This window comes from Pseudomonas sp. WS 5059, from assembly GCF_012985525.1.
Lineage (GTDB): Bacteria > Pseudomonadota > Gammaproteobacteria > Pseudomonadales > Pseudomonadaceae > Aquipseudomonas.
The window spans coordinates 265,933-281,894 of sequence record NZ_JAAQWO010000008.1 but is presented as its reverse complement, the minus strand read 5'-3'; the positions used below and the strand labels follow the sequence as shown (position 1 = coordinate 281,894).

Annotated in this window: 12 protein-coding genes; 6 read left to right on the top strand and 6 right to left on the bottom strand. The window is 61.3% G+C overall.

Going from position 1 to position 15,962, the window contains the following annotated elements; all coding sequences use genetic code 11:
- Window positions 1-108 precede the first annotated feature (108 nt).
- A complete protein-coding gene (locus tag HBO12_RS23510; protein ID WP_170043344.1) occupies window positions 109-1,122 on the bottom strand; it encodes an FAD:protein FMN transferase in 1,014 nt (337 codons plus the stop codon).
- 263 nt (window positions 1,123-1,385) lie between these two features.
- Between HBO12_RS23510 and tcuC the strand changes: the two genes are divergently transcribed.
- Window positions 1,386-2,684, top strand: coding sequence for an MFS transporter (gene tcuC / locus HBO12_RS23505; RefSeq protein WP_170043343.1), 1,299 nt, complete (start codon window positions 1,386-1,388; stop codon window positions 2,682-2,684).
- Window positions 2,685-2,860: 176 nt separating this feature from the next.
- On the opposite strand, the gene HBO12_RS23500 is transcribed toward tcuC, so the two are convergent.
- A complete protein-coding gene (locus tag HBO12_RS23500) occupies window positions 2,861-4,324 on the bottom strand; it encodes a glyceraldehyde-3-phosphate dehydrogenase (RefSeq protein WP_076961276.1) in 1,464 nt (487 codons plus the stop codon).
- A 338-nt stretch (window positions 4,325-4,662) separates the two neighbouring features.
- Between HBO12_RS23500 and mfd the strand changes: the two genes are divergently transcribed.
- From mfd to HBO12_RS23485, 3 genes are read left to right on the top strand one after another with little or no spacing between them, the layout of a single operon-like run.
- A complete protein-coding gene (gene mfd / locus HBO12_RS23495) occupies window positions 4,663-8,112 on the top strand; it encodes a transcription-repair coupling factor (protein ID WP_170043342.1) in 3,450 nt (1,149 codons plus the stop codon).
- A 10-nt stretch (window positions 8,113-8,122) separates the two neighbouring features.
- Window positions 8,123-8,692, top strand: coding sequence for a CsiV family protein (locus HBO12_RS23490; RefSeq protein WP_170043341.1), 570 nt, complete (start codon window positions 8,123-8,125; stop codon window positions 8,690-8,692).
- A 9-nt stretch (window positions 8,693-8,701) separates the two neighbouring features.
- Window positions 8,702-11,395 carry a DEAD/DEAH box helicase gene (locus HBO12_RS23485; RefSeq protein WP_170043340.1) on the top strand — a complete coding sequence of 898 codons (2,694 nt, stop codon included), beginning with the start codon at window positions 8,702-8,704 and terminating at the stop codon, window positions 11,393-11,395.
- Window positions 11,396-11,521: 126 nt separating this feature from the next.
- Here HBO12_RS23485 and nagZ read toward each other — a convergent pair whose 3' ends face one another.
- Together nagZ and HBO12_RS23475 are read right to left on the bottom strand one after the other, a co-directional pair.
- Window positions 11,522-12,532 carry a beta-N-acetylhexosaminidase gene (gene nagZ, locus HBO12_RS23480; protein ID WP_170043339.1) on the bottom strand — a complete coding sequence of 337 codons (1,011 nt, stop codon included), beginning with the start codon at window positions 12,530-12,532 and terminating at the stop codon, window positions 11,522-11,524.
- A gap of 140 nt (window positions 12,533-12,672) precedes the next feature.
- Window positions 12,673-13,380 (bottom strand): TetR/AcrR family transcriptional regulator, encoded by a 708-nt coding sequence (locus tag HBO12_RS23475; protein ID WP_169954182.1) that lies wholly within the window; start codon window positions 13,378-13,380, stop codon window positions 12,673-12,675.
- Between the two features lie 263 nt (window positions 13,381-13,643).
- On the opposite strand from HBO12_RS23475, the gene lexA reads away from it, so the two are divergent.
- The gene (lexA, locus tag HBO12_RS23470) at window positions 13,644-14,252 is read left to right on the top strand and encodes a transcriptional repressor LexA (protein WP_029300096.1); all 609 of its coding nucleotides are present in this window, start codon (window positions 13,644-13,646) and stop codon (window positions 14,250-14,252) included.
- Between the two features lie 10 nt (window positions 14,253-14,262).
- The gene (gene sulA / locus HBO12_RS23465; protein WP_169954183.1) at window positions 14,263-14,742 is read left to right on the top strand and encodes an SOS-induced cell division inhibitor SulA; all 480 of its coding nucleotides are present in this window, start codon (window positions 14,263-14,265) and stop codon (window positions 14,740-14,742) included.
- A gap of 149 nt (window positions 14,743-14,891) precedes the next feature.
- Here the strand turns inward: sulA and HBO12_RS23460 are convergent, their stop codons facing one another.
- Together HBO12_RS23460 and HBO12_RS23455 are read right to left on the bottom strand one after the other, a co-directional pair.
- On the bottom strand, window positions 14,892-15,125 hold the full coding sequence (locus HBO12_RS23460; RefSeq protein WP_026136850.1) for a hypothetical protein: 234 nt from the start codon (window positions 15,123-15,125) through the stop codon (window positions 14,892-14,894).
- 198 nt (window positions 15,126-15,323) lie between these two features.
- Window positions 15,324-15,845: a DUF6586 family protein gene (locus tag HBO12_RS23455; RefSeq protein WP_170043338.1), complete on the bottom strand. Its 522-nt coding sequence runs from the start codon at window positions 15,843-15,845 to the stop codon at window positions 15,324-15,326.
- Between the last annotated feature and the right edge of the window lie 117 nt (window positions 15,846-15,962).

Below are 15,962 nucleotides of genomic sequence, written 5' to 3'. Positions count from 1 at the left end.
TAGGCTCAGGTGTGTGAGCCGGGGCACAGTCTATATAAGGCTCAACGCCGCGCACATTAACCCTTGGTCGCGTCGTAGGCCAGTTTTGCCTTTACTACACAGTATTGATTACGGCTTGACCGCCGTCAGTTGTTCGAACGCTTTGTTGCTGCGTGTGACGAAAGCATCCCCCTCTCGCATCACAAAAAACGCCGCGATCTGGTGTTTTTCTGCATAGTCCCAGCCTTCTTCAGGCCCCAGCACCAGCAGCAACGTCGACAAGCCATCGGCCATCAACGCCGAAGCCTCCAGCACCGTGACCGACGCCAGGTGATGGGTGATCGGCGCACCGGTTCGCGCATCGAGGGTGTGGGAATAGCGGCGACCATCCTGCTGGAAATAATTGCGATAGTCACCTGAAGTAGACACGCCAAAGCCGTCCACTGCGATAACGCGCTCAGCGACCTGCTGGTCATCGCGGGGCTCCTCCAGGGCCACACGCCAGGGCGTACCGTCAGGTTTGCGCCCGGCGGCCTTGAGCTCGCCGGTCACTTCGACCAGGTACCGCTCAATGCCCAACTGATCAAGCCGCTCGGCAATCCGGTCCACCGTGTAGCCGGCGGCGATGCTGTTGAAGTCCACCTGTACCGCCGCATCCTTGCACAACTGGCCAGCGTCGATACGCAGGTGTTGATGGCCGACCCGCTGGCGCGCCTGGGCCAGCGCCATGGGCTCCGGGACTTTTACCTGGCGCGCCTGGGGGCCAAAACCCCACAGGTTCAGCAGCGGCTCGACCGTCAGGTCAAAAGCGCCGCCACTGGCCTGGGACAGTTGCTCGCCTGTGCGCACCAACCGCAGGATCGATTCGGGCATCGCCTGACAGCGGTTGGCCGGCAGGTCGTTGAAACGCTCGATATCGGAATCGCTGCGATAGGTCGACATCTGCCGGTCGACCTCGGCAAGGATGCGCTCGACTTGCGGCTGTACAGCACTGGCCGCCGGCGTACCGGGGGTGCGGACGTACTTGATCGAATAAGTGCTGCCCATGGTCGGGCCGCCAAAAGCCTCCAGGGGCTCACCTTTACCGCAGCCCGCCAGGATCGCCAGTGCAGCGCCCACCACTACGTATCGCAAACCGCCCATAAGCCACACAACCTTCTCGCTGCTGAAAACCAAAATGATGCCGCACTCAAGCATATTTCCCGGGCGAGCCATTATGCGGCATGTCGTCGCCTGCTCAGGACCACTTGCGGCAAATAGCCAGCGTGCTAACGGTTTTTGTTGCTCGGCAACACGGATACACATATGGTTACAAAACTCTTTGGCGCCACCGCGCGCCCAGATTCTGCAGCACGGACGAACAACAGCCAGGGATTTCCAACAAGATAGCCAGTTGAGTAAATGACATGTCCAGCACCACGGGCAAAGGCAAGGCGATCTTTCGCGTTGTCAGCGGTAACTTCCTCGAAATGTTCGACTTCATGGTCTACGGCTTCTACGCCACGGCCATCGCCAAGACCTTCTTCCCTGCCGACAGCGCCTTTGCCTCCCTGATGTTGTCCCTGGCGACCTTCGGTGCCGGGTTCCTGATGCGCCCGCTGGGGGCGATTTTTCTCGGTGCCTACATCGACCGCCATGGCCGTAAAAAAGGCCTGGTGATCACCCTGGCCATGATGGCCGCCGGTACGGTGTTGATCGCCTGCGTGCCCGGCTACGCCACACTCGGGGTGGCCGCGCCGCTGATCGTGCTGCTTGGCCGGTTGCTGCAAGGCTTCTCCGCGGGTGTCGAGCTGGGCGGGGTTTCGGTGTACCTGGCAGAAATCGCCACGCCGGGGCGCAAGGGCTTCTTCGTCAGTTGGCAGTCCGCCAGCCAGCAAGCCGCCGTGGTCTTCGCCGGCCTGCTGGGCGTAGGCCTGAACCACTGGCTAAGCCCCGAGGAAATGGGCGAATGGGGCTGGCGCGTGCCGTTCCTGATCGGCTGCCTGATCGTGCCGGTGATCTTCGTGATTCGCCGCTCCCTGGAAGAAACGCCTGAGTTCCAGGCGCGCAAACACCGCCCTACCCTGCAGGAAATCATCCGTTCCATTGGTCAGAACTTTGGCATCGTCGTGGCAGGCATGGCGCTGGTGGTGATGACCACCGTGTCGTTCTACCTGATCACTGCCTACACACCGACCTTTGGCAAAGCCGAGTTGCACCTGTCGGACCTGGATGCGCTATTGGTCACCGTGTGCGTGGGCATTTCCAACTTTATCTGGCTGCCGGTGATGGGCGCCGTGTCCGACAAGATCGGCCGCAAACCCTTACTGCTCGGCGCGACGATTCTGGCGATTCTCACGGCATACCCGGCGTTGTCGTGGCTGGTGGTCAATCCGAGTTTCAGCCACCTGCTGATCGTGCTGTTGTGGCTGTCCTTCCTGTATGGCTCGTATAACGGCGCCATGGTCGTTGCACTGACCGAAATCATGCCGGTGGAAGTCCGCACCACAGGTTTTTCCCTGGCCTACAGCCTGGCGACCGCAACCTTTGGCGACTTTACCCCGGCCGCCTGCACTTACCTGATCCATGTGCTGGATAACAAGGCAGCGCCGGGGATCTGGCTCAGTGGGGCGGCGGTGCTGGGGTTGATTGCGACCCTAGTGCTGTTCAAGGGGAATCGGCATGAACTGCGCACTGCACAGGCTTCGGTAGTCGGTGGGGCCTGATAGATCGCTATCGCGGCGATGCGGCGGCCCGACAAGCCCGCCCCCACATTTGAATGTATTCGCAAATCAAACTGTGGGAGCGGGCTTGCCCGCGATGAGGCCTTCAAATCCAACACAATCCCCCAGACACAAAAAAGCCCCGAACCAGTCGGGGCTTTTTCATCTACCGCTAATGCTTAGCGCGGAAACGCCGGCGGGTTGACCCCAGCCATGTCTTCCATCACGCGCACCACCTGGCAGCTGTAACCGAATTCGTTGTCGTACCAGACGTACAGTACAACGCGGTTATCCTGGGTGATGGTCGCTTCAGCATCGACCACACCGGCGTGGCGCGAGCCAACGAAGTCGGTGGACACCACTTCCTGGGAATTGACGAAGTCGATTTGCTTATGCAGATCGGAGTGCAGCGCCATGTAGCGCAGGTACTCGTTCATCTCTTCACGGGTGGCGGCTTTCTCAAGGTTGAGGTTGAGAATGGCCATCGACACGTTCGGCGTAGGTACACGGATCGCGTTACCGGTCAGCTTGCCGGCCAGCTCAGGCAGGGCCTTGGCAGCAGCGGTGGCAGCACCGGTCTCGGTGATCACCATGTTCAGCGCGGCGCTACGGCCACGGCGATCGCCCTTGTGGAAGTTGTCGATCAGGTTCTGGTCGTTGGTGTACGAGTGAACGGTTTCGACGTGGCCGTTGATGATGCCGAACTTGTCATTCACAGCCTTGAGCACCGGCACGATGGCGTTGGTGGTGCAGGAAGCGGCAGACACGATCTTGTCGTCAGCGGTGATTTCGTTGTGGTTGATGCCGTGAACGATGTTCTTCAGCTTGCCCTTGCCAGGCGCAGTCAGCACAACGCGGTCGATACCTGGGCACGCCAAGTGCTGGCCCAGGCCGTCGGCATCACGCCAGACGCCGGTGTTGTCCACCAGCAAGGCGTTCTGGATGCCGTACTGGGTGTAATCCACCTCGGTCGGGTTCTTCGCGTAGATCACCTGGATCAGGTTACCGTTGGCGGTGATGGTGTTGTTTTCTTCGTCGATGGTGATGGTGCCATTGAACGAACCGTGTACCGAGTCGCGGCGCAAGAGGCTGGCGCGCTTGGTCAGGTCATTCTCGGCGCCTTTGCGCACGACAATGGCCCGCAGGCGCAGGCCGTCGCCACCGCCGGTTTTTTCGATCAGGATGCGTGCCAGCAGGCGGCCGATACGACCGAAGCCGTACAGCACCACGTCGGTACCTTTGCGGGACGCGGCATTTTGCTGGCCAACCACGTCGGCCAGCTCTTCACGCACGAACTGCTCGGCGCTGCGGCCATTGCCTTGAGCGCGGAATTTGAACGCCAACTTGCCCAGGTCTACCGAGGCCGCGCCGAGCTTGAGCTCGCTCATGGCTTTAAGCAGAGGGAATGTTTCGTGGACGGAGAGTTCGCTATCGTCGGCAGAACGATGGCGAGCAAAGCGATGAGCCTTGAGAATCGCGATGACTGATTGGTTGATCAGGCTGCGGCCATAGATCGAGCTCACCACATTGTTATTGCGGTACAGCTGACCGATAAGCGGGATCATCGCTTCTGCGAGTGCTTCACGGTCGATCCATTCACCAAGACACTGGTCGGGCTTCTGAGTCACGGGAACCTTCCACATGTAGGGGCTGAAAAAAGGGGCTACATTATGCCGCCCGACCGCCCCCTGAGCAATGCGCGTCACGCAACAAAAGCCCTTGCAAATAATTTTCACCGCGCTACAGGCCAGTAAATACGCGGCTTCCAGCGAACCCCTCGGAGAGAGCCCCAGGCGACTTGTCCGTAACCCTCCGAAACATATGTGCATTTCGGCACTACATATTGAGTCAAAACCGCGCATTGTTTGTCTTAGCCACTACATTTCCTACAAACCGTAATAGGCACAGTCAGCAACTGACAGGCGGCACTCCAGGCCGTTACAATTACCGACTTTGTCGCAACGCTGGAGCTCAACCTTCCGTGCCCGTCCTGCGTCTACCGCTACTCCCTGCCCAGGCAGGTAAACAGCATTGGGGCAATCTGCCCGGTGCCGCCCTGAGCCTGGCCATTGCCGAGGCTGCCAGTGCAGCCAAGCGCTTTACCCTGCTCCTGACCGCCGACAGCCAAAGTGCCGAGCGGCTGGAGCAGGAGCTGAGCTTCTTCGCCCCCGATTTGCCGGTACTGCACTTCCCGGACTGGGAAACCCTGCCCTACGACTTGTTCTCGCCGCACCAGGACATCATCTCCCAGCGCATCGCCAGCCTGTACCGCTTGCCGGAACTGGCCCACGGTGTACTGGTGGTGCCGATCACTACGGCGCTGCACCGCCTGGCGCCGACCAAGTTCCTGCTGGGCAGCAGCCTGGTGCTGGATATCGGCCAGAAACTCGACGTGGAGCAAATGCGCACGCGCCTGGAAGCCAGTGGCTACCGCTGCGTCGATACGGTGTACGAACATGGCGAGTTCGCCGTGCGCGGGGCACTGATCGACTTGTTCCCGATGGGCAGCAAACTGCCCTACCGCATCGACCTGTTCGATGACGAAATCGAGACCCTGCGCACCTTCGACCCGGAAAACCAGCGTTCCATCGACAAAGTACAGTCGATCAAACTGCTGCCGGCCAGGGAGTTCCCCCTGCAAAAAGACGCGGTCACGCGCTTCAAGGCGCGCTTTCGCGAACGCTTTGACGTGGACTTCCGTCGTTGCCCGATCTTCCAGGACTTGAGCAGCGGGATTACGCCTGCCGGTATCGAGTACTACCTGCCGCTGTTCTTCGACGAAACCTCGACCCTGTTCGATTATCTGCCCCAGGACACTCAGGTGTTCTCGCTGCCGGGTATCGAGCAGGCGGCGGAAAACTTCTGGAACGACGTGCGCAACCGTTATGAAGAACGCCGCGTCGACCCCTCCCGGCCTTTATTGCCGCCTGCCGAGCTGTTCCTGCCGGTAGAGGACTGCTTCGCCCGCCTGAAAAACTGGCCGCGCGTGGTCGCCAGCCAGCAGGATGTGGAAGCCGGCGTCGGTCGCGAGCGCTTCCCGGCCCAGGCCCTGCCCAACCTGGCCATCGAGGCCAAGGCCAGCCAGCCGCTGCAAGCGTTGTCCGACTTCCTCGGCGACTTCCCCGGCCGTGTGCTGTTTACCGCCGAATCCGCCGGGCGCCGCGAAGTGCTGCTGGAGTTGCTGGAACGCCTGAAGCTGCGACCAAAAACCGTCGACAGCTGGCCAGACTTTGTCGCCGGCAAGGATCGCCTGGCGATCACCATTGCGCCGCTGAACGAAGGCCTGCAACTGGATGATCCGGCCCTGGCGCTGATTGCCGAGAGCCCGCTGTTCGGCCAACGCGTGATGCAGCGCCGGCGCCGGGAAAAACGCGCCGACGCCAACAACGACGCGGTGATCAAGAACCTCACCGAACTGCGCGAAGGCGCGCCGGTGGTGCACATCGACCACGGCGTGGGGCGCTACCTGGGCCTGCAGACCCTGGAGATCGACAACCAGGCCGCCGAATTCCTCACCATGGAATACGCCGAGGGCGCCAAGCTCTACGTGCCGGTGGCCAACCTGCACCTGATCGCGCGCTACACCGGCAGCGACGACGCCCTGGCGCCGTTGCACCGCCTGGGCTCCGAGACCTGGCAGAAGGCCAAGCGCAAGGCCGCCGAGCAAGTGCGCGACGTGGCCGCCGAACTGCTGGACATCTATGCCCGCCGTGCGGCCCGCGAAGGTTATGCATTCGCCGACCCGAAGGCCGACTACGCCACGTTCAGCGCAGGCTTCGCCTTCGAAGAAACCCCGGACCAGCAAACCACCATCGATGCGGTGCGCGCCGACATGCTTGCGCCCAAGCCCATGGACCGCCTGGTCTGCGGTGACGTGGGCTTTGGCAAGACCGAGGTGGCGATGCGCGCCGCGTTCATCGCGGTGCATGGCGGCCGCCAGGTGGCAATCCTGGTGCCGACCACCCTACTCGCTCAGCAGCACTACAACAGCTTTCGCGACCGCTTCGCCGATTGGCCGGTGACCGTGGAGGTGATGAGCCGCTTCAAGTCGACCAAGGAAGTCAACGCCGCCGTGGCCGACCTGGCCGAAGGCAAGATCGATATCGTGATTGGCACGCACAAGCTGCTGTCGGACGATGTGAAGATCAAGAACCTGGGCCTGGTGATCATCGACGAAGAGCACCGCTTTGGCGTACGCCAGAAGGAGCAACTCAAGGCCCTGCGCAGCGAGGTCGATATCCTGACCCTGACCGCCACGCCAATCCCGCGCACGTTGAACATGGCGGTGTCGGGCATGCGCGACCTGTCGATCATCGCCACGCCGCCGGCGCGACGCCTGTCGGTGCGCACCTTCGTCATGGAGCAGAACAACAGTACGATCAAGGAAGCCCTGCTGCGCGAGTTGCTGCGCGGCGGCCAGGTCTACTACCTGCACAACGATGTGAAAACCATCGAGAAATGCGCCGCCGACCTCGCCGAACTGGTGCCGGAAGCACGGATCGGCATCGGCCACGGGCAGATGCGCGAACGCGAACTCGAACAGGTGATGAGCGACTTCTACCACAAGCGCTTCAACGTGCTGATCGCCTCGACCATCATCGAGACCGGCATCGACGTGCCGAGCGCCAACACCATCATCATCGAGCGCGCCGACAAGTTCGGCCTGGCGCAACTGCACCAATTGCGTGGCCGGGTCGGTCGCAGTCACCACCAGGCCTATGCCTACCTGCTGACGCCACCGCGCCAGCAAATCACTGGCGACGCCGAAAAGCGCCTGGAGGCCATCGCCAACACCCAGGACCTGGGCGCAGGCTTTGTGCTGGCCACCAACGACCTGGAAATCCGTGGCGCCGGCGAACTGCTGGGCGACGGCCAGAGCGGGCAGATCCAGGCCGTGGGCTTTACCCTCTATATGGAGATGCTCGAGCGGGCGGTAAAGGCCATCCGCAAAGGCGAGCAACCGAACCTCGATCAACCCCTGGGCGGCGGCCCGGAAATCAACCTGCGCCTGCCGGCGTTGATTCCCGAGGACTACCTGCCGGATGTGCATGCACGGCTGATCCTGTACAAGCGCATCGCCTCGGCCACCGACGAAGAAGGCCTCAAGGACCTGCAAGTGGAGATGATCGACCGCTTCGGCCTGTTGCCGGAACCGACCAAGAACCTGGTGCGCCTGACCCTGCTCAAACTGCAGGCCGAGCAACTGGGAATCAAGAAGGTCGACGCCGGGCCGCAGGGCGGGCGTATCGAGTTCGAAGCGCAGACGCCGGTAGACCCACTGGTCCTGATCAAGTTGATCCAGGGCCAGCCCAACCGCTACAAATTCGAAGGCGCCACGCTGTTCAAGTTCATGGTGCCGATGGAACGTGCAGAAGAGCGCTTTAATACATTGGAGGCGCTGTTTGAGCGCCTCATCCCGAAATCTGCTTGAAGGACGCCCCATGCGCCTGCTTCGTATCCTGAGCCTGTTGTTGGTGGTAGTTGCACCTTCGGCGTTTGCCGACAGCCTCTACCAGGTGGAAATGATCCTGATCCGCCAGAATGCGGAGCCGGTGATCAACAGCCGGCCAGCCCCGGAAGACTGGGCCGCCGGGGCGCCACGCCAAGGGATCGAGAAAATCAGCCCGCCGCGCCTGAACAACATCGTCGAGAAACTAAAGGCCAATGGCGACTACACCGTACTGCTGCACAAGGCCTGGGAACAGAACCTGGGCGAGCAGCCGGTGAAGGTGAAAATCACCGACGGCCAGGAACAGTTCGGCCAGTACCCCATCCAGGGCACCCTGGACCTGCAACTGGGGCGCTTTACCCGTATTGACGCAAGCCTGTGGCTCAACCAGTTCGACAACAACGGCAGCGTGATTGCCAGCGAACACCTGAGCCAGCCAGACGTGCGCACCAAGAACAACCAACTCAACTACCTGGACGGCGGCCACCTGGCCTTGCTGATCAAGATCACCTCCCTCACCGCCAAGCCACCGAGCGCACCGCCGCCCGGCCTCGCGGACTGATCCAGCGCCATGCCCCTGACGCCCTCGCTGACCAAGCCCCTGGCCCCCTCCTGGGCCAACCGCTTCAAGGAACAAAGCCTGGAGCGCGGCAGGCGCTACGCCCTGGAAAACCGCGTGCGGATTGTCGAGTCGGGCGACAGCACCATCATCGCCAGTTGCGAAGGCTCGGGCGGCAATGTGTATCGCCAGACCATCTCTCTGCGCGAGTCGGCCAAAGGCACCTTGATCCTGGTGGACAGTCGCTGCACCTGCCCCGTGCACACCAATTGCAAACACATCGCGGCGGTGCTGCTGCAGGTCCAGGAAACCCTGGCCTACCCGGCAGCGGCCAAGGATGCCGAACTGCTGGAGAAGCTGCAGGCCGTGCTGGATAACCGCGTGGTCCTGCCGCAAGTGGTGCTTGAGGACGTGCAGCCGATTCCACGGCTGTGGCTGGCCAGCATCGAGTTCAGCGCCTTTGAGCCGCGCAACGGCAAGATGCAGCGCTATATCCAGCACCGGGCGGCGCTGTCGTTCAATTACCTGGGCAATTACGTCAGCGGCCAGAAAAACGCCGATATCATCGTGCGCCAGGAAACCCAGAGCCTGCGGATCAAGCGTCACCCCGAGGTGGAACAAGGCTTTCGCGAACACCTGCGCCTGCTTGGCTTCAAGATCGCCACCCGCCAGAGCAAGGCCCTGCCGGAAAGCGCCGGCGAGTTGTTTGAGATGGTCAATGACAGCGCCTGGCTGAACTTCACCCTCAACGCCTCGCCGAGCCTGCGCGCTGAAGGCTGGGAGCTGCAGATCGATGAGGATTTCGGCTTTGACCTGAGCCCGGTCGATGACTGGTACGCCAGCGTCGATGAAGTGCCGGAGCGCGACTGGTTCGACCTGGAGCTGGGGATCATCGTCAATGGCGAACGGCTGAGCCTGTTGCCGATCCTGTTGAACCTGATGCGCTCCCACACCGAAATCCTCAACCCGGAAAAACTCGCGCGCCGTCGCGACGACGAACTGATCCTGGTGAACATCCCCGGCCTACCCAACGGTGGCCACGGCCCACTGCAAGTCGCCCTGCCCTATGGCCGGCTCAAACCGGTGCTGGCGACCCTCGGCGAGTTCTACCTGCAAGAGCCCGGCACAACTACCTTGCGCCTGGCCAAGGCCGACGCCACTAGGCTCAACCCGCTGGAAGACCTGCCCCTGCAATGGGAAGGCGGCGAGCAGATCCGCAGCTTTGCCCAGCGCCTGCGCGACATCAAGGACTTCACCTGCACCGCCCCCAAAGGCCTGAACGCCACGTTGCGCCCCTATCAACTCGAAGGCCTGAGCTGGATGCAGTCCCTGCGCCAACTGGAAGTGGGCGGGATTCTCGCGGACGACATGGGCCTGGGCAAAACCCTGCAGACCCTGGCACATATTCTCAGCGAAAAAATCGCCGGGCGCCTGGACCGGCCGTGCATGGTGGTGATGCCCACCAGCCTGATCCCCAACTGGCTCGACGAGGCCGCGCACTTCACCCCGCAGCTCAAGGTATTGGCGCTGTACGGTGCCGGGCGCAAGAAACACTTCGCCCAGTTACAGGATTACGACCTGCTGCTGACCACCTACGCCCTGTTGCCCAAAGACATCGAGCAACTGGCCGCGCAGCCGCTGCATGTGCTGATCCTCGACGAAGCCCAATACATCAAGAACCCCACCAGCAAGGCCGCCCAGGCCGCCCGCGAGCTGAATGCACGCCAGCGCCTGTGCCTGAGCGGCACGCCGCTGGAAAACCACCTGGGCGAACTGTGGTCGCTATTCCACTTCCTGCTGCCGGGTTGGTTGGGCGATGTAAAAAGCTTCAACCGTGATTACCGCGTGCCCATCGAAAAACGCGGCAGCGAAGTGCGATTGCAACACCTCAACGGTCGGATCAAGCCGTTCCTGCTACGCCGCACCAAAGAACAGGTGGCCACTGAATTGCCGCCCAAGACTGAGATCATCCACTGGGTCGATCTCAACGAAGCCCAGCGCGATGTGTACGAAACCATGCGCCTGGCCATGGACAAGAAGGTGCGCGAGGAGATCACCCGCAAGGGCGTGGCTCGTAGCCAGATCATCATTCTGGAAGCGCTGCTCAAGCTGCGCCAGGTCTGCTGCGACCTGCGCCTGGTGAACGACGCCACCCCGCCCGCGCGCGGCAGCAGCTCGGGCAAGCTCGACAGCCTGATGGAGATGCTCGACGAACTGTTTGCCGAAGGGCGCAGGATTTTGCTGTTCTCGCAGTTCACCTCAATGCTCAGCCTGATTGAGATCGAACTAAAAAAACGCGGGGTCGCCTATGCCTTGCTGACCGGCCAGACCCGCGACCGGCGCACGCCGGTGAAGGACTTCCAGAGTGGCAGGCTGCAGATCTTCCTGATCAGCCTCAAGGCTGGCGGCGTGGGGCTTAACCTGACCGAAGCCGATACCGTGATCCACTACGACCCCTGGTGGAACCCAGCCACGGAAAACCAGGCGACTGACCGTGCGTATCGCATCGGCCAGGAGAAGCCGGTATTCGTCTACAAGATGATTGCCCGGGGCACCGTGGAAGAGAAGATCCAGGCGTTGCAGCAAGAAAAGTCAGACCTGGCGGCGGGTGTGCTGGATGGTCGTACTACGGGCGACTGGAAGTTGGGCAACGAAGATATCGAGGCGCTGTTTGCGCCGTTGCCCCAAAAGCTAGAGAAGCGTTGATAGTTAGATAGCTATCGCGGGCAAGCTCGCTCCCACAGGGGGGGGGGCTCACTGGGGCAGAGATTTTTGGTACCGCCACAAATCAAATGTGGAAGCGGGCTTGCCGGCGATGGGCGCAGCTCAATCTCATTCGATCAACTGCGCATCCCGAAGCGCGCCGAGCGCCGCCAACCAACGTGGGTCCTGCTTGTAGTCAGTCGACGCAATCGCCTGCCCACGCATACGGGCAATGCGCGCCGACGGCGTGACCTTCATGCGCTGGGCGGCACTCAGGGCCAGCTCGGCGGCCGCACGGTCATTGCACACCAGGCCCATGTCGCAGCCAGCACTCAACGCAGCCTCGATCCGGCTCGCCGCATCCCCCACCACATGGGCACCGGCCATGGACAGGTCATCACTGAAAATCACCCCGTCGAACTGCAACTCGCCGCGCAGGATGTCTTGCAGCCAACGGCGCGAGAAGCCGGCCGGTTGGTTATCGACCTGCGGGTAGATCACGTGGGCCGGCATGACCGCGGCCAATTGCTTGCTCAGGCGCGCAAAGGGCACCAGGTCGTGGGTGCGAATCTGTTCCAGGCTACGTTCATCATTGGGAATGGCGACGTGGGAATCTGCCTCCGCCCAGCCATGCCCCGGGAAGTGCTTGCCGGTGGCGGCCATGCCGGCGCTGTTCATACCCCGGATAAAGGCACCGGCCAGCAGCGCTGCACGTTCGGGATCACCTTCGAACGAACGCGTGCCTACGACGGCGCTGCGCTGGTAGTCGAGGTCCAGCACGGGGGCGAAGCTCAGGTCCAGGCCAACCGCCAGTACTTCCGTGGCCATGACCCAGCCACACTGCTCGGCCAGGTATTCGGCGTTCGGATTGTCCGCCAGCGCACGCATGGCCGGCAGGCGTACAAACCCCTGGCGCAGGCGCTGGACCCGACCGCCTTCCTGGTCGACGGCCAGCAGCAGGTCCGGGCGCACCGCACGAATGGCGGCGCTCAATTCCCGCACCTGGCGCGGATGCTCGATATTGCGCGCAAAAATGATCAGGCCGCCCACTTCAGGCTGGCGCAACAAGTGGCGATCTTCAGCTGTCAGCCAGGTGCCGGCGACGTCCACCATCAAAGAGCCTTGCAGGGCAGCAGTCATAAATTTTCCTTGAATGACGCGCGCACCCCGCCGCTTCGCCAGGTCGAGCCGGGCAAGGCGATGGGGTGCGGGTAACTAGTTGAAATCGGCATGGGCGGCTAGCTTAGCGGATGCAAGCGGTTGCGCCCAGACGCCAGTGGCTAAACCTTGGCCGCCACCGGTACGGACTTGCTGCGCGGGCGCAGTTGGGCGGCCGCCATTGCCGGGTCGGTAACACCGCTTTCAGCGCGCATGCCAGCGGCCAGGAACGGCACCATCAGGCGCATGACCTGCTCGATGGAGGTGTTGACTCCAAAATCGGTCTCGGCGATAGCGCGCAAGGCCTTGATCCCGGACATGCTGAACGCCGCTGCGCCGAGCATGAAGTGCACGCGCCAGAACAATTCGATAGGCGGAATACGTGGCGCCGCCTCGTTGACCAGCAACATATAGCGACGGAAGACCTTGCCGTACATGTCTTCGAGGTAACGGCGCAAGTGGCCCTGGCTCTGGCTGAAGGCCAGGCCCAGCAGGCGCATGAAGATCGACAGGTCATTGCCGCTGCGTGGCTGCACCACCAGGGCTTGTTCGACGAGGATTTCCAGCAGGTCTTCCAGGCTCGGCTTATTGTCGGGCTTGGCTTGGCGCCGCTCCAACTCACGGTCGAGGCTGATGCAGAACGGCCCCAGAAAACGTGAGAAGACGGCCTGGATCAGGGCTTTTTTCGAGCCGAAATGATAGTTCACTGCCGCCAGGTTGACCCCGGCTTTGCTCGTGATCAGGCGCAATGAGGTTTCAGCAAATCCTTTTTCCGCGAACAACTGCTCGGCAGCATCGAGAATGCGTTCAACGGTTTCCGACTGGGCCATGGCTACTCCGCCTGACAAACACTTGTTTGAAACATACGTTTCACCTTGTGCAATGTCAAGCCTGCAGGTCCGTTTTCCGGCCGGGCAGTCACCCGATTCGCACCTATTTAATCACATCTTCAACGGCCTGTAGGCCGCGCTATCTCCGGGCTTTGCAAGGACCGACGGATGACCGTCCGGCGGAGTCGGCAAAAACGATGATTGCCAAGCGCAGTTCACTGTATATAATCCCAGTCACTGTATAAAAAGACAGAGCGATCAACATGCTAAAACTGACGCCACGCCAAGCTGAGATTCTCGCTTTTATCAAGCGCTGCCTCGACGACAACGGTTATCCGCCGACCCGGGCAGAAATCGCCCTGGAGCTGGGGTTTAAATCCCCCAATGCTGCCGAAGAACACCTGAAAGCCCTTGCCCGCAAGGGTGCGATCGAAATGACCCCGGGCGCATCCCGTGGCATTCGTATCCCTGGTTTCGAAGCCAAGGCTGACGAATCGACGCTGCCGATCATCGGCCGGGTCGCTGCCGGTGCGCCGATTCTTGCACAACAGCACGTCGAAGAGTCCTGCAATATCAACCCGACCTTCTTCCATCCTCGCGCCGATTACCTGTTGCGGGTCCATGGCATGAGCATGAAGGACGTGGGTATCTTCGACGGCGACCTGCTGGCCGTACACACCACCCGCGAAGCGCGCAACGGCCAGATCGTCGTGGCCCGCATCGGCGATGAAGTGACGGTCAAGCGCTTCAAGCGCGAAGGCAGCAAAGTCTGGCTGCTGGCAGAAAACCCCGAGTTTTCGCCGATTGAAGTCAACCTGAAGGATCAGGACCTGGTGATCGAAGGCTTGAGTGTCGGCGTTATTCGCCGCTAACGGAGGCATCATGCAGTTCCCACATGCGCAACAACATACACAACTGCCACTGTTTGAGGCCTTTTTGGCCCAGCCGCTTGCACCTATCCTCAGCGAGACGGTGGAGTCCCCATGGACCGCCCCCGCCGAACCGGAGGTATTCAGTGAATTGTCGTTGCGTGGCGCTGCCGGGAACTGCCTGAGCTTGCTGGCGCCAATCCTGCGTGACCTGAGTGAGGAACAGGACGCCCGCTGGCTGACCCTGATCGCCCCGCCGTCCAGCCTGACCCAGGCTTGGCTGCGGGATGCGGGCCTGAACCGCGAGCGTATCCTGCTGCTGCAACCGCGCGGCACCCAGAGCGCCCAGCAACTGACCTGCGAAGCGTTGCGCCTGGGGCGTAGCCACACTGTTGTCAGCTGGCTGAACCCGCTGGGTGCTTCGGCCAAGCAGCAGTTGATCAGCGCAGCGCGCACGGGCGATGCACAAAGCTTGAATATTCGATTGGGATAAGCCCGAGACTGACGCGCAACGCGTTATCGGGAGTGGTACAGGTCGTCCGATTGCAGCCTGACGTCAGGTCAGTGCCTGCGATGGACGCAAGGCTTCTACAGAATTGAGAAGCCGATTGAACATTTGAATCTTAAAAACGACAAACGGACTCAGTGAAGAACCCGTGGACCGTCGTCTTTCTCTGGCTCACCTTCAGCCAGGCGCCCCGCCATCTGCACACCCACGCTCAACATGGCTTTTGCCACTTCCACATGCTGGCCTTGCAGGAACGCCTTGGCGTCCTCGGAAAAGTCCAAAGTCACCAGAGAACCCTCGTCCTCAGCCCTGCGCAGCTCAATTCGGCCGTCGGGCAATTCAACAATTTCCAGAAAGGACGTTGGCATAAAAGTCTGTTCTCCACGAAAGGCCGGCATTATATCAGTCATCAACGCGGCCTCGCTCAGGATCTGAACAGCTTTCTTTACGGCTTGATGAATGGTCTGTAGGCGTTGGCTTGCCAGCGATAGCGCTCTGGCAGTCAACTTGGCATTGCTTGATCAATTGTTATCGCCGGCAAGCCGGCGCCTACATTGTCTTGCCGCTCAGCACTCGTTCAAGCCATCCCGAAAGCGGATCGCCAGCTTCTTCAGTTCCTGGCGCCAGCTCTCCAACTCAGCCCGGCTCAGCGGCTCCGGCCCTTCTTCTTCCAGGCTGACCGCAACGATCAACGGCTGGGTCACATCGCCCTTGGGCTTGTGCGGCACACGCGGCGGCTGGAACAGCGCCGAATGGGCAGCCAACAAGCGAGCCAGCCAACTGTCAGGGCTGCGGGCCATTTCCACCAGTTCGGCCAACTCGGGGATGGTCATAGACTCGAGCACCTCACGGGTCAGGATATCCTCGGCCCGAGGCGCATTCGCCTGGGGCAGGCGATAGAAACCGGCAATTTCATGACACAACCCCAGCAAAGCCCCATACAGATGGAACAAGGCCGACTCTCGCCCCGCCTGGACCAGCGCAATAGCATTCATCTCCTTCCCTTCCTCGGCACGACCAAGGGCTTCCAGGGACAAACCCGCGAAGTAAATTTTCTGGTTGGTACGGGTATAGAGTTCGTTGGCCATGACGGCAGTCTCCACAACGACATAGATGTGATGCTGGCTGAACAGTGTCACGGATGAGACAAGCCCACTGCAAGCGCAAAACAAAAGGCCGCCTGTGAAGGCGGCCTTTATTTCAAT

What these genes read in the sequence shown, in the direction of transcription:
- HBO12_RS23510 (WP_170043344.1), bottom strand. Translation starts at nt 1,122, where the DNA reads ATGGGCGGTTTGCGATACGTAGTGGTGGGCGCTGCACTGGCGATCCTG.
- tcuC (WP_170043343.1), top strand. Translation starts at nt 1,386, where the DNA reads ATGTCCAGCACCACGGGCAAAGGCAAGGCGATCTTTCGCGTTGTCAGC.
- HBO12_RS23500 (WP_076961276.1), bottom strand. Translation starts at nt 4,324, where the DNA reads ATGTGGAAGGTTCCCGTGACTCAGAAGCCCGACCAGTGTCTTGGTGAA.
- HBO12_RS23490 (WP_170043341.1), top strand. Translation starts at nt 8,123, where the DNA reads ATGCGCCTGCTTCGTATCCTGAGCCTGTTGTTGGTGGTAGTTGCACCT.
- HBO12_RS23485 (WP_170043340.1), top strand. Translation starts at nt 8,702, where the DNA reads ATGCCCCTGACGCCCTCGCTGACCAAGCCCCTGGCCCCCTCCTGGGCC.
- nagZ (WP_170043339.1), bottom strand. Translation starts at nt 12,532, where the DNA reads ATGACTGCTGCCCTGCAAGGCTCTTTGATGGTGGACGTCGCCGGCACC.
- HBO12_RS23475 (WP_169954182.1), bottom strand. Translation starts at nt 13,380, where the DNA reads ATGGCCCAGTCGGAAACCGTTGAACGCATTCTCGATGCTGCCGAGCAG.
- lexA (WP_029300096.1), top strand. Translation starts at nt 13,644, where the DNA reads ATGCTAAAACTGACGCCACGCCAAGCTGAGATTCTCGCTTTTATCAAG.
- sulA (WP_169954183.1), top strand. Translation starts at nt 14,263, where the DNA reads ATGCAGTTCCCACATGCGCAACAACATACACAACTGCCACTGTTTGAG.
- HBO12_RS23460 (WP_026136850.1), bottom strand. Translation starts at nt 15,125, where the DNA reads ATGCCAACGTCCTTTCTGGAAATTGTTGAATTGCCCGACGGCCGAATT.
- HBO12_RS23455 (WP_170043338.1), bottom strand. Translation starts at nt 15,845, where the DNA reads ATGGCCAACGAACTCTATACCCGTACCAACCAGAAAATTTACTTCGCG.